Source organism: Priestia sp. BR_2 (assembly GCF_041954005.1).
Taxonomy (GTDB): domain Bacteria; phylum Bacillota; class Bacilli; order Paenibacillales; family Paenibacillaceae; genus Paenibacillus_AQ; species Paenibacillus_AQ lautus_A.
On the sequence record NZ_JAVFHM010000312.1, the window covers coordinates 97,976 to 120,678 of the forward strand.

Here is a 22,703-nt window from a genome sequence, read left to right on the forward strand (position 1 = left end):
TCTTATATGGGAATTGAGGGAGTTTCCTAGACATAATCCACTACTTCTTTCGATTTGTCACTAAAATAAGAAGACCTAGAGGACTTCCTCAAGAGTTAATTCTGACTAAATTTTCGGTCGCTCTGAGTATTTAAATCCCGCAAATTCACAATTTTTGCGGACTCAATTTGTTCTGTAAAATAACCTGGTTCTAAACCATTTAAAACTTCGGTCAAGGCAATGGGAGTTCGCAGTTCTTGAATGATTTCTTGCTTGGATTTTAGTCCATGTTCAACAATCATTTTTGCTGCTTGACTAAATGCAGTAGGTTTCTCTCTCTGGATTACATCATCAAGCGGCTCAACTTTCCCATGTTTTTTAATTTGACGCATTAAAGATTCGTATTTGGATTCGGAAATTATTTCCAAATCCTTACACCGTCTGATCATTGCAGCTATTGATACTCCCCATCTTTCTTTAAGTTCAACCAAATGCTGAATTGAAGTTGAATATAACTCGTTGAGAAAGGCTTCTCTAGGCAGCAAGAAAGCTCCAGCAAATCTATATGCTTGTTCCTCTACTTTTGCATAAAACTCAGCATCTTTATTGGCCCTTTCCTCATATTCGCTATCCGTATGGAGTAATAGATGACCGAACTCATGCATTGCGTTTAATCGAAGTCTACAGGCGGAGAAATCATCAGATCCAGTGATTATAAAAGGTCGGCCATTTCTCCACTGAGAAAAAGCATCTATTTTGTCCAAACGCTTATTCAGTTGTCCGATAATAACTCCATTATTTTCAAGGAGTCTGTAAATGTGGCTTATAGGCCCTAATCCCAATCCCCAATGCTTCCGAACTTCAACAGCTATATCTTCAATGTCTTCAATTGAGGAGTTAAGGTCAAACTCCAATAATGGAATATTGACTGGTGTAAAATCTAAAAATGATTCGTAGTATTCAAAGATTTCTTGCAATTGAAGCATGAGAAAACGGGACATTTCCTTGGTTTTTTTCAAGGAAGATAAATTCGCTCGGAATAAAAACGGACCCTCATTAACTTGTGTAAGTGGCTTGAAAAAGTAGCTCATGGGGAAGCCAGTAACAAGTTCAATCCTTTTCATTGTATCAAAGCTAGGTGTTATTCGATTCGTTTCAAATTGATTTAGGGCCTGACGACTAACTTCAATCTTGTCTGAAAAATCGACTGATGAGTAACCAAGAGCAACCCTAAGTTGCCGCAAACGATCCGGGATGAATTGTTGCTGCAAATTTGCTCTTGTTGTTTTCCCGTGATCAATATGTTTACTCACTTTCTGACACATCCTTATTTCGTTTTACAAATTCATCTTTCACAGACATAACATCTTGTTTAGTAATGTTCTCCGTTTGTAATATTGGTTTCTCCACAAGAGAAAGAGCATTGGCAAGATTGTATTGAAACATCCATCTAGTTATATTCGGGTTCGGAACACCTAAATGCATAAATTCCACATCTGATGTTCCGCCAAAAGTTAATATCGAATAATATTTTTCGACAGAGTCAAAAAATTCAGGAACAATAAGTGATGTACCATCATTGACTAACTCCACTTGGGAGTTTATGGCGCTGTTCATATTTCTAAAATCTGCATCTCTGGGAAGAGAATCGTATTTATCTGTTCTGCTTACAGTGAAAATAGACTTTCCAACGTGAAAATTATAATGAGGAAAAGAACCTCTGATATTGTTAGCATGAGATGCGACAATATCCAGATCGTAACGTTCTGCTCTAATCTTGATAGCGTACTCTACAGCGGTATTTTGAAGTCGAGCACGATCACGTTTTGCAATAAAATCTTTAAGAAAATCATAGTCTTCAATACATTTAGCGCATATTATGTATCCTTGTTGGACTGCGTATTTGAGATGACCAAGAATTTTTGGATGAAAATCACTAAAAAACATTGATTCGGTAAACGTCATATCCTTACTCATTGAAAAGCACCTCACTTTACATTATCGATGTAAAGCAATTATATAAAAAAATATCAATTGTGTAAAGTGAACATCCAATTTATAGGAATTAAAATCAAAAAATAACCCTGCCAGCAAAAGCCAGCAGGGTTATTTTTACCGATACCATCGGATTACATCACGGTGTTTCCGTTGATATTAATATGATTATAATCCACTTGGGATTTATTGTAAAAACACCCCGATCTGTAACTAAACAGAGTCTTTTTTATATTCAATCAAATCCGCTATATTCTCGATCCCTAACGCAATCATAACCTTCTCTAGATTATCCGGAGCCCAATGCTTTGCCTTGTTCTTAGCCATATCATCGATTGTATTCCAACGTATCCCTGTCATCTCACTTAACTGACGAGTATTAACACGCTTTTCTTCCATATGTTCGTTCAACTTCAATATCAACATGGTCTATCACCTCAAAAACAGTATACCCATCTCGCAATAAAATATCAACGAAATTCGTTAAAAAAATTCAACTGAAATAGTTGAAATTCAACGAATTTCGTTGTATAATAAATGTATAAGGAGGTGAGACAAGGATGAGAAAAACAAGGAAAGAAGAACAACGAGATGAAAGAATCGCAAGGCTCATGCTAATGGGTGCAACCATTGGCTTAGCTGGTTCAATCATCAACCTCATCACCGCTCTGGTCGACTAATCAGATGACCCGGAAGGGAGCCCTAAAAAAGGGCTCTCCCTAAAGGGTTGGTGAAATATAAGGCGTTGTTCTTCTCTCCTTAATTATATCACAAAGGAGCTGAAGGTATGAACATTACCAGGATGTACAAAGCAACAATGGTATTAAGCACGACATCGATTGTAATCAGCTTGGTGACGTTAGGGATCCTAATTGCTAAGTGGTAAACTCTATCTTAGGTATCCACGAAATAAGACCCAACCGGCTAATTGGCTGGAAGGGTCTTTTCTGTGTTTCTTGGATAGTCAGATCAGATAAGTGATTCAAGAACACCTCAGTAAATGCTAATTGTTATAGAAATATTTTCCTACTTCTGTTAGACTAATTTCAAACATCTCAATAAAGGAGAAAGTAATTATGCGGTATCTTCTTTGCCTTATCCCCCCACTTGCTATCTTGTCCTGTGGAAAGCCTGGACAATTTCTCTTAAACATCATCCTTACCCTGTGCGCTTATGTTCCAGGAGTCATTCACGCAATCCTCGTGGTAAACAACTATAAAGCTGACAAGAGGAACGAAAAATTGATTCGTGCGATTCAAAATCAACGAAATTAAATCAACCATGACATTATATATTATTGACATTGCCGTGTAGCAAGGTCTTTTCATATTCCCAACTTGTGAAATTTCAAAAATTACCCTGTCAGCCTGAGCAAACTGAATTCTCTTTTGGCGAGTATTTTCAATTTGCCGAAACTATATCCTCGATTTTTATCCATTCCCATTCACCTGATGCAGTCGCTAGCTTGATCTCACGTCTAAAGGTATGGATCGTTACAACGATACCGGTTAACTCAACATGCTCATACTCATTAAAAAGTCGAATAGTAACAGTACTGTGTTCATTAAATGACTCAGCCAACGTACTTTCGATTAGCTCAAGCTCCTGAGAATCCAATATTGGCCTTTCTTTTCGACCCTCTTCTTTATTTTTGATATTTATGGCAACTTTGTGCTCAGGCAACATCATACGACTTGATTCCCATAGCCCATTACCCTCTAGCCTCTTTCGTTCTGTCATTTATAATGTCCTCCTATCTTAGCTGATCGGTCCAGCGCTTGGCCTGCGTCTGTTTTGGATACTGCTCTAATCACAATAGAGTTTCCATATTTGTTTTTCAGGGCATCAGTCACCCGTTCAAGTGCCATTGACCGCTCCCGTCCAGTATCAAACAATGACATTTGATATTCCGTATCCGCTGAAAACTGCGACAAACTAATACCGACCCTCCGAATCGGTAAGCCATCCCAATACGTTTCAAGCAACCGGCAAGCCCAGCGGTATACCTGATTCGTGATATTAGACGGGTCCTCCATCTTCATTTGACGCGAAAATCCCGTAGGGCGATCGAAGTCGGCTCCCATACAGCCGACCGATACAACGTGCCCCATAAAACCAAGCCCCCTGCATCTCTGGCAAACCAATTCAGTCAGCTCAAGTAGCACGACCTTGATTTCTTCTAGCTTGGTGTAATCCCGAGGGAGGGTCATCATGTGTCCTACAGATTTAGGGTCAACACTGTGCGTACCTGGCCGTACTGGACTATCATCGATACCGTTAGCAATTCGCCAATACATTTCCGCAGAGATATCGGAGTTTTTACCGAACTTACGACGCATCATCTGTTTTAACTTGGCAAGCGGCGTCTGAGCAACGCTGCCGATCGTTGGTAGACCCATTACGTTAAAGTGACGCGTCATCTTGCTGCCGGCCATAAACATACAGCTAACGGGGAGTTTCCAAAGCGTGTCGGCCAACGTTTCCTTTGACAACGTGTAGATTCCGGATGGATTCTTCTTAGCGTAATTGTCGCAGGCTGTCTTCGCGAGGATCTTGGTTTCACCAATACCGAAACGTGCGTAGACACCGGTCGCATCCATAACATGGCGCTGAATTGTTTCCGCCAACTCGACTGGCGTGCCAAATAGATGTAGCGAACCAGTCACGTCTAAAAATTGCTCATCGATACTATACGGCTCAACAAGATCAGTATAGCTCTTGTATATTTCCGTGATTTGCATCGAGACGTCAATATACTTTTGCATCCGTGGTTTGATGACGACAAGGTCAGGACATTTAGCAAGTGCCTCACCTAGTCTTTCCGCTGTCGTTATCCCCTTCGCCTTAGCGAGAGGACATGCAGCCAATACGATTCCGGACCGTCTTTCCGGATCCCCGGCAACTACCACAGGGCGATCTTTATATTCTGGATGGTCTGCTTTTTCAACAGAAGCATAGAAGGACTGACAGTCACCTAGAAACACTACTCGGTTAGCAGGCATTAGTGTATCCAACCCTTCTCTGCGATTTTTAACCCCAGATAAGTGTAAGATCTCTGCTCAATTTCTGCCTCGATTAATCCCCAAAGCATGGACAGCTTATGGTGATATCCTCTACAAACAAATTCAACCTCGATTCCAAGCTTTGTCTTTCGATTTTCGTACACCTTTAAGCCTTTTTTGCGCATGCTCCTACGTGCTTCCGTTAATTCCGCTAATGCTGCAGATTGTAAATGGTCGATCATGGCATTGGTCAGTTCTGGTGTCTTTAAGTCTGATCGGCAAAGGACTCCCCGATCATGTTCCAGTACATCAAGTAATAAAGGTAATAACGTGTAGTCCTTCACTAGCTTGCTTTCGTCTGGTTTAAGCCCAATACTCAACATATCTATCCACCTCATAACGAGAACGTTTGTTTGTATTATATGCGAACATTCGTTCTTTTATCAATGTAAATTTAACCCTTATGTAATGTCATAACTTACCGCCTGATCCGCATAACCTTGAACGTTATAATTACAGTGAGGTGTATTTATGTTTATTGATCCGATGTTACTCGCAACCGCGCAAGCTCCGTTCTCGGACTCGCGTTATATATTTGAACCTAAGATCGACGGCCACCGCTTGATCTTCTCGCAGCAGAACGGCGTAGTCCGTCTATATACACGCCATAACAACGACTGTACGCGCCAATATCCCGAGATAGCTAGCGCTCTATTCCCGCATGACATTATTTTGGACGGAGAGATTGCATGCGTTGATCCAGTGACTGGCATTTCCGTTTTTGAATCCGTTATGTCACGTTTCCAAGCGAAGAAGACGGATAAAATTGCGGCATTAGCCCGGACTTTGCCGTCCACTTTCGTTATATTCGACGTGTTGCAGTATAACGGTAAAGATCTTCGCAGGTTGCCGCTTATGGAGCGTAAAGAAATACTCGCGTCTGTTTCGCTGCCCTCTGCGAGCTTCGGTGTTATACCCTTCATTGAAGGCGCAGGCGAAGCACTGTTTATGCAGATTGAGGAACGCGAGATGGAGGGCGTTGTCGGTAAACGAAAGGATAGCGCATATGAAACAGGGCACCGATCGGATAATTGGCGAAAAGTGATAAACTGGTCGTACGAAGACGTATTCATCACCGGCTACCGCAAAGAGGAGTTCGGATGGCTGGTGGCCGTGCCGGCACTAGACAACGCAAAGATGCGCCCAGCCGGTATTATCGAGCTGGGCGCAAATCCTACGCACAAGAAGGCATTTTATAACGTTGTGAAGTCGTTGATTATTGGAGAAGACCATAATTTCGTATACATTGAGCCGCGAATAAGAGCTGAGGTTAAGATGAGGAACTGGACCAAGTCGGGGCTTTTGCGTAGTCCAGTTTTCACGAAGTTTATTATAGTCTAGATGACATATTTAAAAGTACACGCATCCCGAACATAAAATTCGTCACCAATTTTAACAATGAAGTCTGTTATTTCATCAATTTTGCCACAACCAACCATTTCAAGACCAATAAAAACTGCAATTGGGGTACCATCTAATTTAGCAGTGAATAGTTGAATTGGCGAAGTAATAGACTTCATATACCGATTCATTAGCCTCTTCCTTCCTTATTAAAAAGGTAAGTCATCTATTCTATTTGTACCGGAATCCGCAAGTTGCATAATGTTATAAACTATCCTAGTTACTCTATCACTTTTAAATATTTGTGATAAGGTACTTATAAAATCATCCTCGTCTATAATTGAAACAACTTCTTCAATTCCTATTTCTTGAGCTGTTGGAGGGTCTAGTTTAAGTTTTAAAGGGTAGATATCAATATTGTGCGAAATTATAAACATTTGGAATCTATAATTGGTTAAATACTTACTGGCTAACTCAAATCGAAAGTTAAAATCATAGTCTTTATTACTAAGGGTTAATGCCAGTAAACTTTCGCCTTTCATGGGCTTGTCAGCAGAGCGCATACTTTCACTTACTGATCCATACACGAGCCCATTTGTTAGTTCCATTAGTTTTTTACCCTGTATTTCAAGAATTTTTTGTGGTGTTTGTATTTGAGAAAAGCTATTAAATTGTGGCCAAAGATTATTATCCATAAATCAAGACTCCCTTCACAATGCAAAACATATTGGTAAATGATCACTAACTTTGGGTCTTCCATTATGATCTGTTAGTGATTTTTCATTGGATTTGGTTAATATTTTTAACTCATTAAGATCAAAATGAGGGATTAACCCTGGTCTTAAAATAACTTGATCAAACATATTCCAATTTATCATAAATTGACTTGAGGAATTATAAAAGTAGGTTCCCGCTGGGCTAACCTCATCCCCAAATAAATTCCACATTGGGTTATAAAACATGGTAAACCTTCGTCCTCTTATAACTCTCTCAAATCTGGATGCTTCAATCTTAGTGGGTATCGCATGAAATGCATTGGCGGTTATCATCCCAGGTTCAAAAGGGTTCATGTTAAAATCACCAATGATTATCGTATTCTGACATTCATACTTTTCCTCTATTTCCTCGATTAACTCCTTGAGATAACTGGATTCCTCGAGTAAGTCAAATTCATTTGTATGTAGTTTACTTGGAAAATGAACAAATACTAAAATAAGAAAGCCAACTTCAACATGAGGAATAAGTCTAATTGTGTAGTAATTACTTTCATTTAGAATGACTGATGCAGCTGGGTCAAACTTGGTGAAAATGTTAATTCGTTCACAACCGATAATAGGTAAGTGGTAGAAATCCAATCCTTTATCATTTAATTGTTTTATTAAATCAATCTGATCATTATTATACTCAGCAAAGGCTGCTACTTCACAATTATTCTCTGAAATTATGTCGCATATTATTTCGTTATCCACTCGTCGTCCCGTATTCCAGAAAAGAAATTTCATGATCTCGCTCCGATACTCGATCTAAACTACTTTAAGTAAGTATAGTCCTCCCATATCAAACTGTAAATAAGCAGTACCCGAAGACCCTGCTGTAATTAGCCACAGGGTCTTTGAGTTATAAAAACTTGAGCTTATTGTATATAAACTATTGTTCTCTTCCCTGTCCCTGTACCTTCTTGGAGACTAGGGATTATCCGAGCAGCACCTGCAGCCCGAGAAAGGTTCTCTCTTAAAGATCATGCCACCGCGCTGCAGGACAGTCAGCATGCGGTAAAATTCGTAACTACTTGGGCTCTTCGTCGTGATAAGTCCAGCATTAAATGCTTGATCGACGGCATCTTTGGCCCAGTTCGGCATGTCCATTTTCTGAAGCTTCTCCAACTCCTCGATGCGCGCCTTCTGCTTTTTCAATGACGCCCCTTGCTCTTGCATCCCTTTCTTCAGGACTTTATTGCTGTTGTCGAGGCTGGCAACCTTACGTTCCAGCGCCTCGAATGTAGCTTTTTCTGATGCATTCATTCCCTCATCCCTTTCAGGTGTTTTTCTATCGACATCATCCCGAAACTTTTCCATGTCAATGACGGGGCATGCCTTCCATGAATAGCCTGGGTATTCGCTGTGCCCTTTGATCTGCTGAGCGGAAGGAATGACCTTCCGGAGCTGCCGGACCAGTTCAAGCGTCGCCTGGTACTGCTCTGACGTCGGCTGCTGTGTCCGGAAGTCTCCGACCATACAAATTCCAAGGGCGTGCTTGTTGCTGTTTCCTACGTGATAGGTGACCTTTTCAGGGTCCCAACACTTGTACACGGTGCCGTCACGCTGGACCACAAAAGCATAGGCGATGCCCGGCCATCCATTGGTGTTAACATGATAAGTCGCGAAGGCTTCAGGTGACCCCGTGAATGTAAGCGAGTGATGAATGGCAATCGAACGGATGTCCGTCAGTTTCCGGGTACTATACCGCTTTGTCTTGTGAATCGGGAGTTTCCCCCGAAGATCGACCATTTTCATTACCGTCATCCTTCTCCCCACTTATTTCATTAAATTCCTCAATTGCCTTTCTGAATATCTTTGGAACCGGCACACCCATGCGACCCACATTTTCGATTATCGATAACAACTCATTCGCCAAATAAAAAAAGACCACAGCATTTTGAAAATACTGTTGCCCTCCTAAAATGACATCGATGAAATGTGAGATCACAACAAGCCCGAAAATCGCAACCTTACGTGCAATTCCATGATATCCCTTTCTGCTTTTGAGCTCTCCTTTTATCCATGCGGCCGCCCAACCGGTTAACCAATCGAGGACGACAAGCCATAGAAGCAAGTTCATTAACATGTTCCAACCTCCAAACATATACCCGGCCAGTGCCCCCAAAGCTGTGGATATGGTTTTAATTATTGAAGACCATTCCCCCATTCGACCCTTCCTCCTGTCTTTGTCTCTCTATTAAAAAGAGCCCCCGGACCACCCAGGGGCATAAAACACGCCTCGCAGCGCCACTTACTCCGTAATACCTAGATCCGCTTTAACGATATCCAAAATCACGACTGGCACCTCGCCAATCGTCCGACGACCATTAAGGATCAGATGCACATATGTTGTGGCGAATACACGCTTCTGCTGCTCTGTCATAAGCTTCTCACCTCCCTTCATCAGAAGGTTTAAGGCCAACAAAAAAAGCCGTTCCAGCAGCTTACGCATTGGACTCAGCTTTTAACTCGTCATATTCTTTACGAATTTCTTCCGGGATACTGACTTCTTCGCGTCGGCCTGCTTTAACCAAATCAAGATAAATCTTCGCTATTGCTCGCTTATCCATTTTACAGACCTCCTGTCAGTTGCATTTCAAACAGCAACGCAATGGCTTCTTTGTTATCCAAGTCTGCCGCCTTTAATGCCTCGACTTCTTCGGATAAGGGCTTTTGAAATACTGGCGGCTGTTCTGGATCGTCCGGATCAGTATATAAAAATTCGATGCTTCCCGTTTCGGGATTAAATCGCCAACTCGAAGCTTTTTCAAAGTCCTCGGCGTACTGTCCGGGCTCGAATGTGGTCATTTCAATAGCGTCGGGGTCATAGTTTCTTAGTTCGATATAGGCTAGAAAATCCTCTCCTTTTGTTGACTCAACACCCGCTAGCATTTCATTCCGTTGAGCGATGATATTCCCGGTTGTCTTAACCCAAAAAAAACGCCGACCTAAAGCTTTAACCTCTCTCATTCTCTAATCCCTCCATTGCCTAAACACCAACTACAACATAATGCCGATTGGATGCTGCCAAGGTACCGTAAATCTCGAAGTTTACATAGTTTGATCCAAACACTACATTGGACAGATTGGCTCTATTGTTCCTCATATTATTGATACTGATTTCTAGCGTATTAGAGTATTGAACGGTATTTGTATCCGTTAACCATGCACCAGTATATCCATAGGCAAAAGCTCTGTCGTTTAGGGTTGTCTCATTGGTAACATGCAGGAAAATAACCTTGGGTGCGAACGGTAAATTTGTGATGGAACGATCTTGATAGGTGGGTAAAGTTCCGCTCGCTATCTTTAAACCTGTAAAAATTTGTCCGATTTTTTGAGCCAATACCGTATTGGTATCACTTGCTGAAGCAGCCACACCTTTACCAGTTATGGCATTGGCTATAGCTTGCTTTTCGGCTGTTGTCATTCGCTCAAGTAGTCCGGTAATACCAAAGAATGTCTTATCTTTTGGTAGATTACCAGCAATAAGGTTTGGCTCTCCCTTAATTGTGATTGCGCTTGTGTACCGTCCAGCTGCCTTCGTCTGGTCTGCTGTGTTCGGTGTGACTATCCCCCCGGCACCTCTATCTGGAATGTTACCGATTAACCCATTCGCATTTGCATTGCTAAAAGTTTTTCCTGCAATTACATCATCAACCGTCGCATTGCCAGTAGCTCGGATCACTGCCGTTATCTTGGGAATGAGCTGCGCCCATGTTTCGCTTGTGGATGCCGATACACCTATGGCAACAAGCGCGGCAACCACTTCCGCTTTTCGCTCATTGCCAGCTGTAAAAGCCTGATCAGCTCGATCATGTGCCTTCTTTACAGCTGAAGGCGTCGCAGCATGCGCATCAGAAGTGCTGTTTATTGCATTGGATAGTTGGACAATACCGGGTTCCGTTAACGATGCTGGTGGGATATCCGGGTCCAGCCCTTCCAAAGCCTCGGCCAACTCTTCATGGGTTACATACACCAGGGAACTATTAATAACCGCCGATACGTTCTGAGCCTGGCCGAACGTAACAATCATATCGATCGTTTTCTCAATAACGTCTGCCGTGCCTCCTGCTGAAATGTACTCCGCTGCACCGCTTCCAGAATTCCCGTAGGCATAAAGGATTTCTCCCTCGTCAGGATCTTGTGCAAATATGCCCATCTCCCGAAAATAAAACCCTGTAGTTACATCCTGATTAGACAACACCGCCCCGACAATTGCCTGAGCTGGAAGCTGCGTCTTCAACCTAGTGATCGGGAGAGATTTCTTCTCGTTAATCAACCGATTTAAGGAGGGGATGGACTGGCCGCTTAGCTGACCGTCTCCGACCCCCATCCTTGTAAATTTCAGCTGCGTTCCGGTTTCCGCCTTGGCCTGAAGGTTCCGGCCTTTATTTGTTTGAATAAATCCGCCAAACGCGCCCATATTACACCATCCTTACTGTCATTTTCTCGCCCATTCGAAGCACCCCGGCAAAATAGAGATTCATCGGTTCGGATTGAGACAAGATTACACGCTCCAGGTGCGCACTTTTTCGCTTGACTGACTCAACCGCTCGATAAAACTCCTGAGCACGTTCTTGGGTCACTTCCGGATTGTTCGTTATGACCTGGAAGTATCCTCGATCTCCGCCGTACTCGAACCATTCCTCGACTTTGCCCTCACCAAAAAGGATCGACACCAATTCCTCGACGGCCGCTGGCGTCCCTTTTCGCCGGTGGAATGGGATCGCATTTTTCACCAGCTCGCGTTTTTGGCTAAGCGGAAGACTTGTATCATAGAAATCAACATGCATCTCCCAAGCGAGTTCATCAGCTTCAGCGTCCGTCAATTCATCGAGCCGGTCATATCTGGAAAGCTTCGAAATTGCCGCTGTAATGCTCCGTAGTTCTTCATCAATCGACTTAGCTGCTGCCGCTAGCGCAGGATCTCGTTTGAGATTTGGAGGCAGGAGATCGAGCATACTTACTTGTGAAATCTCAGTCATCTGCCAGCCCTCCAAAATCAAAAACGACTTGGCTTTCTCTTGCTACTTGCAACCTCGTTAATTCGGTAAAAGAAGGTTCTAAGACATTCAATCGCAAGGCTCCAGCTGCCATAACGCGCCGAATGAGCTCCGAGGGATTTATATCCCGGCCAAGCTTAGATTTTTGCCACAAGCGATATTCCGCAATGGCAGTTTCGACATTGCTCCGTATGACTGCCGAATCAGCTGCTTTGTCTCTACTGATCCAGTAGGTTAATTTGATATTGTAATCAACAGGCTCCGGAGGTTGGACCGTGACACGATCCGTTAAGGGTCGGACCTTACGATTTAAGGCAGCGTCCACGGCATCTAAAACCTCTTGAGGCGGCAACTCTCCGCCGACCAACAGCGGTATCAATACAACCTCCACCGGCGAAGGAGACTCAACGCCAACATCAATAATGGCTGAGCTCGCAGTTTTAGCCCAATATTCGTATGCTCCATCCGGTCCGGCTACGCTAAACGATTCCGGCGCAGTCCGAATGCGTTCGCGATAAGCCTCGTCCGATTCAACGGCGGCGCCGCCCGAGCTCTCAGATATGTTCGTTACGCTTTGCACGAAAGGAATAGGATCGATCAATTCCGTTAATTGACCTGGTAAAAACCCGTTGCCATCAATGCCAGGAATCGAACACTCAGCAGGAACATTTCCGGATACTTCGCCCGGTTTAATTTCCAGGACGTTAACAGTCATGAAGAACAGCTCCCCTCCACCGCCTTGTGGGCCGACTCTCGTTCCTGCTGGAATGATAACCGCCAATGTTAACGGCATGGATAGCTGAAACTGAACCGTTGTCCTGGATGGCTCAGCTTGCAGGCGAGCCGTATCATACATTTCACCCTTTGCCTCTAACACTTCCCCGGTTGCATACCGTAAAAGACTTTGCTTGGCCGCCTCATTGATCAGAACTTTCTGCTGAACAATGATCTCACATAGAGACAAAATAAAAAGGCGTTCCGGATCAGCAGGGTACAGCTGACGACCGGTTATCGCCTCGTGCATCTTTAGAATGTTGTTTATGGTCACTTGTGGGTCATCGTCTATGAACTTGATCTCGCTCATTCGGAATCCCCTCCTTCGGCAATTCTATACTTGATGATGGGCAGCAAACGCCCGTTCATCTTATCTTGGTCATTCAGGTGAAAAAGGATCTCTGTAATTTCAGCCCTGGGCTCTTGATCGGAGATGGCCATCGTGATTACACCGCTCATTCTTGCCTTCAGGATGGGCAGTGGCTCATCAACCATTTCATAATCCAACCCAATTGATCGGGCAAACGGTGCTGATCCGGACGGCGTTGTTACAATCGTCCGGATGTTTTGCCCAATCTCTTCGACCAAGGTGGCCGGACGGAAGTTTATCTTCGTTGGCTTTGTCATATCCACGATGTATTCGCTCATTTCACATATTCCTCCAATGAGATATTCACCGTTGCGGCCAAGATGTTTCCAAGATGATCGATATTCAACCACGATTGTTCCAAGGACGTAATGACCCATAATCCCACGCCGACGCCCTTTCCGCCAACAACTAAAGGTAAAGCCTTCCCTTTACGATCCAAGGCCGTTAACCGGTCTAATTCTTTGCGTGGATTCATGCGATATTGTGCATCGAACCGCATTGTAAAGGATACCGTATCCAAGCCGGGCCCGATCCATTGGGTTAATGGTTTCTTTCCAAGCACTTCATGCTTGGCCCAACGTGACGCGCTGCTTCGTGTAAATTCGTTGAAGGTTCGAAGCGTTTTTTCTGAAACGACGAATACAACGTCGCCTAAATATCCGATCTTGTTCACAGCGCTTCACCTGCCCGTATGATTGAGTCCGTCATGATGGATTTTGTCTGAAGGGATTCCGATGTGATGGAGCCTGTCACCGTTAGATCCCCTTCGATCCGGACATTTCCGACTGCTTTGATATGCAAGGTCTTGGATGTTTTATCGAAAGACACATAGCTTCCATCCTCAAACCATGTCCCAATCTGATCTTTGTTCGATACAGGCGGCATATCCTCGTCCGTGTAAAAGCTGCCCAAACAAAATCCATTCTGAAGACCGTTCCCAAGAAATACACATAGTACGCTCTCTGATACTTCCGGCAATCGATATGCTTTCGCTTTGGCGCTGTATGGAACAATAATAGGCAGGTCACCTGAAACCAAATTATCTTTGTCCTCAAACACCACTCGAACGGTGTGCTTTGCCGCATCGACAGAAGAAACGAGTCCGATACGAATTAGATTTTCAATGACGCTCATGCTTACCACCCCAATACTGGCCGTATCGTCATGTTCGTGATATATCCTGAACTTCCGATTCCGTGACTTACATTGATTACTAAGTATTTGCCGTCAAACGTACCAAAGCCTTCGACCTGGATCGTTGCCCCGGCAGCGATTCGAATATCGCCAACCACACTCAAACTAGCTTCGCCCATTTCGCGATTCTTCTCGCGCAGTGCATTCCTTGCCTTTCGGAGTGCCTCGGCTTCGCTGTCTACTTGCTCGTTAATTTTAAGGACAGGGCCGATTTGGGGAGCGCCGGGCGGGGTATACTTTACTTTAATCGTCTTCTTTGATTTAGCTTTGGTATAGCTGATTTCGCAGGCGACATAGGATGCATACGACGAGCTCCAATTAAAGTCATAGGATAAAATTCGATCTCTCCCACGCCTGAAGGTAGCGACCACCGGCAACTTTTCGAATTCAAAATCATCGAACAACACCAGCTGCTTACCCGATATTTTGACGGACAGCCCTTCCGCTTTAGCTTGTTCAAATAAAAAGGCCAAATCTGAAACCTCCGTTTGATCCAGCCTGTCATACGTTGGATTTACAGGTGCGTTATAGCTCAGCTTCAGCCCTGCCCGCTTGGCAATCTCGCCTGCTATCGTTTTTAGCGTGGCTTTTTCCCATGCTTTTGTTCGTTTCTCCTGCCGAATACTGGAGCCAACGCCCAAGCTTACTCCTTTGATGGATACCGTGTCCGGTGCGCCGGTTAATTGAAATGAATCGACTTCGAATTCTCCAAGCGGCAGCTTCTTGACCTCCCCTTCTTTTTCCCAATGATGCGTGCGGATTTCAGCTTTCAAACTGTCTCCCGGTAACGGCATCCATTCCGGACTTTGCCAAAGGTTATTTCGATCCTGCAACGTAATCTGAAGGTCGTCCAGCTCGCCCGGAGGGGCATCCGTATAGGTGAAATCAAGCAAGTCCTTGGCGATATCCAAGGAAAGGTCATATCCGTTATACGATAATATCAGCTCGGCACGCCTCGCCTCGATCGTTTTCAACATCCTGCTTTATCCCTCCCTTTTCCACGGTGGTAAACTGCTGGATTGCCCAACCGGGTAAGGCGGAATCATCAATGTGATTCCGCCTGAAAACACGGTTGTTCGCATATAATCCGGATTGGCTCGCATGAGATAGGTAACGTGCTCTTCCTCGCCGTAAACCTTAAAGGAAATGCCGTCCCAGGTATCGCCCTGTATGGTTGTGTACATCGTCATGCAAAACTCACCCTTTGCTTTTGTTTCGTGTATTTTTTCATCCGCTGCTCGAAATCATCGTGCTGTATCCGCGTAATCTCTTGGGCCTTCTCTTTCGAGACGTCTCCACTCCAGTAGTTTTTCGGCGCATAGGTAATGTAGATCGGGCTGGAGCTCGCAGCTGCTGAAGGTCCACCCATAATCTGATTAGCCTTATCCAGCAAAGCATGTGAACGCGGTTTGTTATTCAGTGGAATCGCCATTTCAGGACCAGCCTCGCCAAATATGGAAGGCTTGGTTGCAATCCCGCCTTTAGCGAATCCTTCAAGTTCTGGAATCAAGCCAACATTAAACCCGAGGGTACCGCCGCCTAACCAATCCGGAATATCGACGCTGACATTATTGATACCTTCGATGGCTTTGTTCACTAGGCGTATAACCGCATTGATCGGTGCAGCGACCAATGCTTTCAGCCCGGACCAAATTCCGCCAAACGTGCCCACAACACCCGACCACGCAAGCGACCAATCTCCGGTAAACACACCACTCACAAAATCCAAGATCCCGCCAAGGGTCGTCATTAAGCCATTGAACACACCAGACACTGTATCGATGGCTCCCACAACGACCGCTTTAATCACAGGGAAGGCTACGTTAAACGCACCTACCAAACCGTCAATGATCGGTTTGACTACCGTAAATACAGCGGAAATCGTTTGGCCGATTTTCCCGGCCACTGAAGTAAAGACCGGCACCATGCTGGAAAATGCACGGGAGATGGCTGGAGCAACATCATTGGCAAGGAATCCGAACACCTTGGAAGCTATGGGCCAAAGCTTGGCTCCGATATATTGACCCACGGGTAACAAGGCTCGAACAATTTTCGTGCCTGCCTGGTACACCCCGATTGCAACCTTCGCCACGACTGGAGCGAATTGCTGAAAGATCCTCTTCCCGGAATCCATAATGCTCTTGATGTGAGGCATTACATTGTCCCAGCCTTTCAGGAATTGATCTTTCAAGGCCATGACTTCGGAGAAGACACCTGCAAAGCCTTTACCAATCGCCGCTGCATCTCCATCGGACATTCCTAGCATTTTTGCGTAGTTGAATCCTGCCCCGCCGATATCACCGCTGAAAAAGCTCTCAAAAATCGGGCCAATGGTCTTCCCGATACCCCCGAACACTTTATCGATAGATCCCCCGATTTTCCCGAAAAAGCTTTGAATGCCGGGCATCGCTCCTTGAAACCAATTACTAAAATCATTAAGCAGCGGAAGCACTTTATCGCCAATGGGCATGATGAACGTCGTCATGAGCTGACGACCGATTCCCCGAAAGGCATATTTCACGGAATCATATTTAATTTCAGTGATCTCCCCCATGGTATCCTTGGTCATGTCAAACTGACTTCGGGCGGCACCCATGGCCGCAACCACATCTTTTTCAAGATCTTCGAACATGGTCCCGAAGAGTCCGACGCCAATTGCGTTTTTCTTGACCGGATCTTCAATAGATGAAATCGAATGAACAATCTGTTTGAAAGCTGCTTGCGCCTCTGGCCCGCCTTTTGCAAAGGTTTGGGACATCTTTTCCGCATTTAGCCCGAGCGCTTGGTATGCTTCAACCGATGTTTTGGACATGTCCTTGGATCGGATATTGAACTCTTTTACCGCATCCCCGACTTTATCCAAATTAAAAGCGCCGGACTCAAGTCCAGCGCTGAAAGTATCAAACATTTGATTCGCTGAAAAACCCAGCGAGGCAAAATGCGGTGCGTATTCATTTGTAGAGTCCAGCAACTCGCCGGATTTATCTAAGCCCTTTTGAGCGCCTTGAGCCATCAGATTAAACGCTTGATCGCTCGTTATCCGGAAGTTTTTTACCATCGTATCCGAGGCTTTAACCGACTCCGGAATATCTTCTCCGAACACGTCCCGATAAACAATCGCATTTCGGGCCGTCATTTCGAGCTCTTTGCCTTCTTCCTTTGTGACTTGTTTCGCCCTGCTTAACGCATCGGCCAAGTCATTCCAGTTTTCCCCGATGTTTTGGTTGTACAAATTTTTTATCGAACCAGACAGCGCGGCCATCTCTTGTTTGCTTGTCCCTGTTGAGGCTTGAAGTTGGTTCATGCTGTCTTGGTAATCCGTAATCGAACTAGCTAGATCTCCGATAGATCCAGCTGCACCTTGGACAAGGGCAAAAGCGCCTGAATACTGTGTAACACGGTAAAGAGCCTTTCCGAAATCACCTGTTACCTTGCCCAGTTTACCAAAGACTCCTCGGGCTTCCTTCGCCTCTTGGTTCACCGCTTGCAACCCATGCTCCATCTTTCTTGTTGCATCGCCGGCGGATTTGAACGTTTTTTTGAACGTCGGGCTTATTTGTCCACCCAAGGCAAATATCGTTTCATACGTTCTAGCCATCCCTAGCCCCGCCTCCTTGCTTTCACCTTACGGCTGGTATTTGGGCTCGGTTTTTGGTTCTTCTTTCGTTTTTCGACGTTCTCGCAGGCTGCAAGCCAGCCGTCAAGGTCTTTGAGCGGCTGGCTGAGCCAGAACGTTAAGGATGAACCTGGAATAAGCGAACAAAGGATGATTGCCGTTTCTCGTAGATCCTGAACAATGTCCCCGCTTATTCCTCCCTGATTAAAAAATTGGCTGCCCTTTGAGTCACTTGGGTAAAGTCTTTTGCCTTCAAGTTCAAAATCACATCAGGAGCAACGCCCGCTGCTCTCGCCGCTACCGCAACCTGATAGTTAATCGATAAGGCTCGATACACTGGAACCTCTTCCGGATTCATGCTTTGGGCTAATTTTGCACAATTCATAAGCTCGTGCCCACCTAAGCTGTCGAAATCCAGATTCAAGGATTTAATTTCTTCACCTTCAAAGGTTATTGGTCGGGTCAATTGGTAAACAATCTCGTTGTTCACCGGTTGGCTTTCTTGCTTTTTTTCTGCCATAATTCTTTGTTCCTCCTTTTATTAAAGCCCTAGATTCTCACGAACCTGGGCTAGATAATCGACGCCATCAATGATACAAATGAAATTCGTTTTATCAATTTCAACCACTGTCTCGCCGTTGTAGACAATTTTGATATAGAACGTTTCCAGCTCATTCGAGTTATCCATGGTACCACCAACGGACAAGCTTCCGAGTGGCGTTGTTTTCGGCATGCCTCGGATGGTTACGCGAACTGGGATATGAATATAGTTTTGCGTAGCGTCTAACGTTTGGATCGAGCCTCTAAAGTCAATTTGCTGCATTTCTTGCCGGGCCAATTTGAAGTTGGCGCGATCCAGCACACGCCAATTCAGTGTCGTAACCATGGAACCAAAGTGTCCAATCAACGGACTTTCGACCTCTCCGGCTATGCCTGCACCGCTGATCGTCTCCGTCAACGACTCTAAATCCGGAAGATCAACGTCGGCGACTCCCAGGTATTCCGATCCGTTGCGATAACCCGTGAAATTCGTTAATCTATCAGGTATTTGTTTGCCAGCCAAGGGTACCCCTCCTAAATTGCAGACAAGTATTCTGCATCATATTCCACCATGAATTCCAACTCTTGACCTGGAGACGGTGGTGTAAAGTAATTCCGGAATTTCAGCTTACCGTTCATCGTGGATTCCTTCGGATTGTCTTGTTTGTTAAACTCAATCCGTCCACCTAGGATAAAGCCAGACGACTGCAACCCATTTAGGCGAATGTTCAGCGAATCAACGACAGCCTCCACCAAACGTTTATTTGCCGGATCATCAACATACATCCACTGAGTCAAAATGATGGTGTTATTCCACCAGTCAAACATGCGCCTTACCGGGATAAAGGAGCTCTGAGGATCGATAGCATCCGGGAACGCCCCCGTACGATTGCCCCACGAACGAAAACCACCAATAAAATTCAAAGCGGTTACGATCCCTTCCGCATTGATCAATTCCGCCTCGTCAGGGCCAAGGGCAACTACTTTACCGTCATCGAGTACAATGCCGTCGATCTGAAGGGCCTTATTGGACGGCGAACGATATGGAACACCGTCGTTCTCTGCATCAGTTTGACAAATAACACCTGCCAAATGCGTCGATAACCGATAGGTACGGCCAGACTTGGTTACTCTAGGCCATGTATTGAACTGAGCTTTGTCTGTGTAGAGATTGTCCTCTTTCCATTTATCAACTTGAGCTGCCGTTTGATTTCCCGGAAGATCCGTAATCGCTTGAGCGTTAAAATTCCCGTTGATCTTGCGTGATTTTGCAACCATGACCGCGCCAACCACCGGGTCATGAGAAAAGCCAGGAGCTAAAATCAGACCTGGAACAACTCTTAAGCGAGGAAACACTTGTTTCAATACTTCAAGGCCCGTAACCGCTCCGGTAACGCCGTCCGTTCCGCCGACGATGACCCCCGAATCCACATCTTCAGGTTTCAGCTTGTCATATCCGACATTGACGGAGCTTTCCGCAATCATTGCCCCGCCTGGCTTCGCGGTCAGGATAAGATGCCCAGCTGAATTGAATGAAAGTGTATAATCGGTATCCCGCACATAATCCGTTGGCGTCTGACCCGTGGACGATACTTTAACCGTATTTGTCAAAATTCCCTGAACGTTAATCGTGCCAGTGCCGCTCGTCAAAGTTACCGGGGAAGGATTTACACTCTCTTTATGCACCTCTGGATCAAGCACGTTAATGAAAACGGCTGGAGACTGTTTATACAGTTGAAAATGAGAGAAAGCAAATTCGCAAAGCGTATAATTCTCCCAATCCTCCGAGTATCCTAGAGCGTCTTTGTACTGCTCCCAGCTCTCTGCCAAGAAAGGCACATTCACTGGAGGCGATACCAGCTTAGACATGTGAATAGGCGCTGTTCCGAACACGACCGGAATTGTCGCCAGTGGCGAAACCGGCGTGAGTATAGATGCCGGTACCTCTGTTACATAAACACCATGACGTTCTGCCATACGTTAAACACTTCCTTTCTGCGTCTGTCCGTACAATACTGCCTGATAGGCCGCGTGTAACGGTGTGCCTACCGTTTCGCTTTGTAACCGCACTTTGGGAAACTCAGGAACGGGAACAAATAAATCTTTGAGCGCAGGAATTTGTTCCATCAACTTTTGAATCCGGCGCGGAAAACCTGCTCGGAAAGTCGTATATCGCGCCAGCTTCGGTATGGTAGGGCCAACATAGATAACGGCTGTCTCATATTCCCAAGCGTTTGGCAATTTGTCCGATTCCGGGTTTTCTTTCTTCTTCCGTGGCGTTTTATCGAATTTCGGATTTAATATTTCTTCTTGGATTTCATTCATCGTCATCCACCTCCTGTTGAACCGCTGGCAGGGTCCAATTGGTTTCTGCTCCGCCGAAATAATACGGATGCAGGTCTTCATCATCATAAATTTGCCAGTTGTACGGATACTGAATAGCAAACTTCCCGTCAATGATTCGTTTTGCCAACAAATGCGTTTGAATCCGCTGCAAGATATTCAAAATAGTCTGATTTCCCTGATAATCCGGATTCGAATCGTAGATGCCTGCAACGAACACCATTCGGCAAGCCGCTGCTTCTTCCTCACTTCCAATCCCGCCGTCGATAATTCGAACGACGATATATGGGAAATGGGCAGAATCCTCTTCATCCGTCTTTTCTGGCAGCGATTGAGGATAAACATTCAACGACACCAGTTCCCCCGCTGCATTTTCCGTTTCAAAGCCAGCAAAAAGGACCTTGATCTCTTCGACCAAGGCTTTTTGCAGTAGATAGGGAGTAGCCATCAGTTCCCCTCCATGACTCGTTTTATCTCATGATCCAATCGTTTTTCGAAGGTCTCCACGGCCTGTCCATCAATGAATTGTCGTACTTCCGGGTTATCCACCATTTGAGGCACCGGAGGGCCGAACAGGCGCGTTATAGGTAGCCTTTTCTTGCTTGTACGCTGGAACACCTTAACGCCACTGATATTGGCGACAAAGCCCCGTAGAATCGTTCTCAGACTGCCCTGTTTTTTGACAGCCGCTTTAAAGGTCCGTGGTTTTTTCGATGACGGTTCCCGAGCGTTGGTTTTAAATTTCTCAAGCCCGATGCTCCCGCCAGTCGAAACTACCGAAGCCCCTAAATTGTTTCGCGAAGCTCGGTTGATCTTAAAGGACTTGTTTACGTCCTGGGCTTTGATCCGGTAGATTTCGCGTGCTTTCTTCGAGGCATTGGATTTTACATTGGTAGCCGTCCGATTTAATGCCCTGGACAGGACTGCTGGCGCTTGCTTCGGATACTGGCTTAATCGCTTCTCAACCTCTTTCAGCTTGTCGGCGTCAATCGTAATCATGATCCGACCCGCTTCAGCGTAATTGTGTACATGACCTCATCCTCTTGGACATCCGCGACCTTGAAATTACGGTCATCTATCCGTATGGACGAATCCGTAATTGGCCGTTTTTCGAAGTCCGTTTTCAAGGCATAAAAGAGAAGAGAAGCGTTATAAACCCCATCTGTTGGATTTGAAGCGCTGGATTTTCGGTGCTGCAATTGATCTTCATCGATGACAATGATCATTTCACGGCCATTCACGATATGCGGCGTGCCGAACTCTTCCGGATTCAGAAAGACATTTCGTGCATCCCGCTCCAATTGCTCCTGAAAGAAACTCATTGAGAATTCGGGTCGGCGTTGGCGACCTGTTCAAAATACCAAGTTTCATATTGCTCAAGACGGTCCTCTGCCTTGCTGGCTGGCTCGATCTCCAAAGCCTTGAGGCGATCTTTTTGGTCAGGAGCAGACAACTCTTTGAAGTCTTCAGGAGAAAGAATCGTATTCCCAACAATCGGGAGATTGCCCAGGTCGTTTGACCCTCCGCCACCATAAAGATTGAAATCGTCTTGTGTCTGTTGCGTGACTTCCATCTCCGTGTCATTCGCGACCTCATCCAGCTTGTTATTCTTGCGTAAAGCGTCGATCATATCGAGGGGGAGCTGACCTTTCACGCTCTCCCCCGCTGCATACAACCGGCCAGCAAAATTCAAAGGCTCTCTCAGTATCATTTTGCTTCATCCCTTCC

The 22,703-nt window shown here is 45.1% G+C and carries 33 protein-coding genes; 2 read left to right on the top strand and 31 right to left on the bottom strand.

What is annotated here, in order from left to right; genetic code table 11:
* Positions 1–95: 95 nt before the first annotated feature.
* The 3 genes from RB298_RS27105 to RB298_RS27115 form a co-directional block, all read right to left on the bottom strand.
* Entirely contained in the window at positions 96–1,292 is a 1,197-nt protein-coding gene (locus tag RB298_RS27105) for an ImmA/IrrE family metallo-endopeptidase (protein WP_486049439.1), read from the bottom strand.
* On the bottom strand, positions 1,285–1,956 hold the full coding sequence (locus RB298_RS27110) for a hypothetical protein (RefSeq protein ID WP_486049441.1): 672 nt from the start codon (positions 1,954–1,956) through the stop codon (positions 1,285–1,287). The genes RB298_RS27105 and RB298_RS27110 overlap by 8 nt, the downstream gene beginning before the upstream one ends.
* A gap of 231 nt (positions 1,957–2,187) precedes the next feature.
* Positions 2,188–2,400: a helix-turn-helix domain-containing protein gene (locus RB298_RS27115; RefSeq protein WP_486049443.1), complete on the bottom strand. Its 213-nt coding sequence runs from the start codon at positions 2,398–2,400 to the stop codon at positions 2,188–2,190.
* Positions 2,401–3,050: 650 nt separating this feature from the next.
* On the opposite strand from RB298_RS27115, the gene RB298_RS27120 reads away from it, so the two are divergent.
* A complete protein-coding gene (locus tag RB298_RS27120; RefSeq protein ID WP_036673458.1) occupies positions 3,051–3,248 on the top strand; it encodes a YqaE/Pmp3 family membrane protein in 198 nt (65 codons plus the stop codon).
* 127 nt (positions 3,249–3,375) lie between these two features.
* Here the strand turns inward: RB298_RS27120 and RB298_RS27125 are convergent, their stop codons facing one another.
* Genes RB298_RS27125 through RB298_RS27135 form a run of 3 tightly spaced genes read right to left on the bottom strand, consistent with a single transcriptional unit; the run spans position 3,376 to position 5,359 of the window.
* Complete coding sequence (locus tag RB298_RS27125; RefSeq protein ID WP_486049445.1) at positions 3,376–3,714, bottom strand: YolD-like family protein; 339 nt, start codon at positions 3,712–3,714, stop codon at positions 3,376–3,378.
* Complete coding sequence (locus tag RB298_RS27130) at positions 3,711–4,976, bottom strand: DNA polymerase IV (RefSeq protein ID WP_486049447.1); 1,266 nt, start codon at positions 4,974–4,976, stop codon at positions 3,711–3,713. The genes RB298_RS27125 and RB298_RS27130 overlap by 4 nt, the downstream gene beginning before the upstream one ends.
* A complete protein-coding gene (locus RB298_RS27135) occupies positions 4,976–5,359 on the bottom strand; it encodes a YhjD family protein (protein WP_486049449.1) in 384 nt (127 codons plus the stop codon). The genes RB298_RS27130 and RB298_RS27135 overlap by 1 nt, the downstream gene beginning before the upstream one ends.
* Before the next feature lie 148 nt (positions 5,360–5,507).
* Here RB298_RS27135 and RB298_RS27140 point away from each other — a divergent pair, with 148 nt between their 5' ends.
* Complete coding sequence (locus tag RB298_RS27140) at positions 5,508–6,377, top strand: ATP-dependent DNA ligase (protein ID WP_486049451.1); 870 nt, start codon at positions 5,508–5,510, stop codon at positions 6,375–6,377.
* Here RB298_RS27140 and RB298_RS27145 read toward each other — a convergent pair.
* The 25 genes from RB298_RS27145 to RB298_RS27265 form a co-directional block, all read right to left on the bottom strand.
* On the bottom strand, positions 6,374–6,568 hold the full coding sequence (locus RB298_RS27145) for a hypothetical protein (RefSeq protein ID WP_486049453.1): 195 nt from the start codon (positions 6,566–6,568) through the stop codon (positions 6,374–6,376). The genes RB298_RS27140 and RB298_RS27145 overlap by 4 nt on opposite strands.
* A gap of 18 nt (positions 6,569–6,586) precedes the next feature.
* Positions 6,587–7,072, bottom strand: coding sequence for a hypothetical protein (locus tag RB298_RS27150; protein ID WP_486049455.1), 486 nt, complete (start codon positions 7,070–7,072; stop codon positions 6,587–6,589).
* A gap of 15 nt (positions 7,073–7,087) precedes the next feature.
* Positions 7,088–7,879 carry an endonuclease/exonuclease/phosphatase family protein gene (locus RB298_RS27155; RefSeq protein ID WP_486049457.1) on the bottom strand — a complete coding sequence of 264 codons (792 nt, stop codon included), beginning with the start codon at positions 7,877–7,879 and terminating at the stop codon, positions 7,088–7,090.
* Between the two features lie 183 nt (positions 7,880–8,062).
* Complete coding sequence (locus RB298_RS27160; RefSeq protein WP_486049458.1) at positions 8,063–8,890, bottom strand: peptidoglycan recognition protein family protein; 828 nt, start codon at positions 8,888–8,890, stop codon at positions 8,063–8,065.
* Positions 8,835–9,302: a phage holin family protein gene (locus RB298_RS27165; protein ID WP_009594467.1), complete on the bottom strand. Its 468-nt coding sequence runs from the start codon at positions 9,300–9,302 to the stop codon at positions 8,835–8,837. The genes RB298_RS27160 and RB298_RS27165 overlap by 56 nt, the downstream gene beginning before the upstream one ends.
* An 84-nt stretch (positions 9,303–9,386) precedes the next feature.
* Positions 9,387–9,518 (bottom strand): CD1375 family protein, encoded by a 132-nt coding sequence (locus RB298_RS27170; protein ID WP_486049460.1) that lies wholly within the window; start codon positions 9,516–9,518, stop codon positions 9,387–9,389.
* Between the two features lie 61 nt (positions 9,519–9,579).
* A complete protein-coding gene (locus RB298_RS27175; RefSeq protein WP_486049462.1) occupies positions 9,580–9,705 on the bottom strand; it encodes a hypothetical protein in 126 nt (41 codons plus the stop codon).
* 1 nt (position 9,706) lies between these two features.
* Positions 9,707–10,105, bottom strand: coding sequence for a hypothetical protein (locus RB298_RS27180; protein WP_486049464.1), 399 nt, complete (start codon positions 10,103–10,105; stop codon positions 9,707–9,709).
* A gap of 19 nt (positions 10,106–10,124) precedes the next feature.
* Positions 10,125–11,558 (bottom strand): tail fiber protein, encoded by a 1,434-nt coding sequence (locus tag RB298_RS27185; RefSeq protein WP_486049466.1) that lies wholly within the window; start codon positions 11,556–11,558, stop codon positions 10,125–10,127.
* A 1-nt stretch (position 11,559) separates the two neighbouring features.
* The gene (locus RB298_RS27190; RefSeq protein ID WP_192572372.1) at positions 11,560–12,120 is read right to left on the bottom strand and encodes a phage tail protein I; all 561 of its coding nucleotides are present in this window, start codon (positions 12,118–12,120) and stop codon (positions 11,560–11,562) included.
* Positions 12,113–13,222, bottom strand: a complete 1,110-nt coding sequence (locus tag RB298_RS27195; protein WP_486049468.1) for a baseplate assembly protein — start codon at positions 13,220–13,222, stop codon at positions 12,113–12,115. The genes RB298_RS27190 and RB298_RS27195 overlap by 8 nt, the downstream gene beginning before the upstream one ends.
* Positions 13,219–13,560 (bottom strand): lysozyme, encoded by a 342-nt coding sequence (locus tag RB298_RS27200; protein ID WP_486049470.1) that lies wholly within the window; start codon positions 13,558–13,560, stop codon positions 13,219–13,221. Before RB298_RS27200 ends, RB298_RS27195 begins: the two co-directional genes overlap by 4 nt.
* A complete protein-coding gene (locus RB298_RS27205) occupies positions 13,557–13,955 on the bottom strand; it encodes a phage tail protein (protein ID WP_486049472.1) in 399 nt (132 codons plus the stop codon). Before RB298_RS27205 ends, RB298_RS27200 begins: the two co-directional genes overlap by 4 nt.
* The gene (locus RB298_RS27210) at positions 13,952–14,416 is read right to left on the bottom strand and encodes a phage baseplate assembly protein V (RefSeq protein ID WP_486049474.1); all 465 of its coding nucleotides are present in this window, start codon (positions 14,414–14,416) and stop codon (positions 13,952–13,954) included. The genes RB298_RS27205 and RB298_RS27210 overlap by 4 nt, the downstream gene beginning before the upstream one ends.
* A gap of 2 nt (positions 14,417–14,418) precedes the next feature.
* The gene (locus RB298_RS27215) at positions 14,419–15,453 is read right to left on the bottom strand and encodes a phage late control D family protein (protein WP_486049476.1); all 1,035 of its coding nucleotides are present in this window, start codon (positions 15,451–15,453) and stop codon (positions 14,419–14,421) included.
* Positions 15,454–15,459: 6 nt separating this feature from the next.
* Positions 15,460–15,666, bottom strand: a complete 207-nt coding sequence (locus RB298_RS27220) for a tail protein X (RefSeq protein WP_486049478.1) — start codon at positions 15,664–15,666, stop codon at positions 15,460–15,462.
* Entirely contained in the window at positions 15,663–18,074 is a 2,412-nt protein-coding gene (locus tag RB298_RS27225; RefSeq protein ID WP_486049480.1) for a phage tail tape measure protein, read from the bottom strand. The genes RB298_RS27220 and RB298_RS27225 overlap by 4 nt, the downstream gene beginning before the upstream one ends.
* 208 nt (positions 18,075–18,282) lie before the next feature.
* Complete coding sequence (locus RB298_RS27230; protein ID WP_486049482.1) at positions 18,283–18,612, bottom strand: phage tail assembly protein; 330 nt, start codon at positions 18,610–18,612, stop codon at positions 18,283–18,285.
* A gap of 21 nt (positions 18,613–18,633) precedes the next feature.
* Positions 18,634–19,155, bottom strand: coding sequence for a phage major tail tube protein (locus RB298_RS27235; RefSeq protein ID WP_486049484.1), 522 nt, complete (start codon positions 19,153–19,155; stop codon positions 18,634–18,636).
* A gap of 11 nt (positions 19,156–19,166) precedes the next feature.
* Positions 19,167–20,609 (bottom strand): phage tail sheath family protein, encoded by a 1,443-nt coding sequence (locus RB298_RS27240; protein WP_486049486.1) that lies wholly within the window; start codon positions 20,607–20,609, stop codon positions 19,167–19,169.
* 3 nt (positions 20,610–20,612) lie between these two features.
* Positions 20,613–20,957: a hypothetical protein gene (locus tag RB298_RS27245; protein WP_486049488.1), complete on the bottom strand. Its 345-nt coding sequence runs from the start codon at positions 20,955–20,957 to the stop codon at positions 20,613–20,615.
* Positions 20,950–21,423, bottom strand: a complete 474-nt coding sequence (locus RB298_RS27250; protein WP_486049490.1) for a hypothetical protein — start codon at positions 21,421–21,423, stop codon at positions 20,950–20,952. Before RB298_RS27250 ends, RB298_RS27245 begins: the two co-directional genes overlap by 8 nt.
* The gene (locus tag RB298_RS27255; RefSeq protein ID WP_486049492.1) at positions 21,423–21,974 is read right to left on the bottom strand and encodes a phage tail protein; all 552 of its coding nucleotides are present in this window, start codon (positions 21,972–21,974) and stop codon (positions 21,423–21,425) included. The genes RB298_RS27250 and RB298_RS27255 overlap by 1 nt, the downstream gene beginning before the upstream one ends.
* Positions 21,971–22,276 (bottom strand): hypothetical protein, encoded by a 306-nt coding sequence (locus RB298_RS27260; protein ID WP_486049494.1) that lies wholly within the window; start codon positions 22,274–22,276, stop codon positions 21,971–21,973. Before RB298_RS27260 ends, RB298_RS27255 begins: the two co-directional genes overlap by 4 nt.
* Before the next feature lie 17 nt (positions 22,277–22,293).
* Positions 22,294–22,686 carry a hypothetical protein gene (locus RB298_RS27265; RefSeq protein ID WP_486049495.1) on the bottom strand — a complete coding sequence of 131 codons (393 nt, stop codon included), beginning with the start codon at positions 22,684–22,686 and terminating at the stop codon, positions 22,294–22,296.
* Between the last annotated feature and the right edge of the window lie 17 nt (positions 22,687–22,703).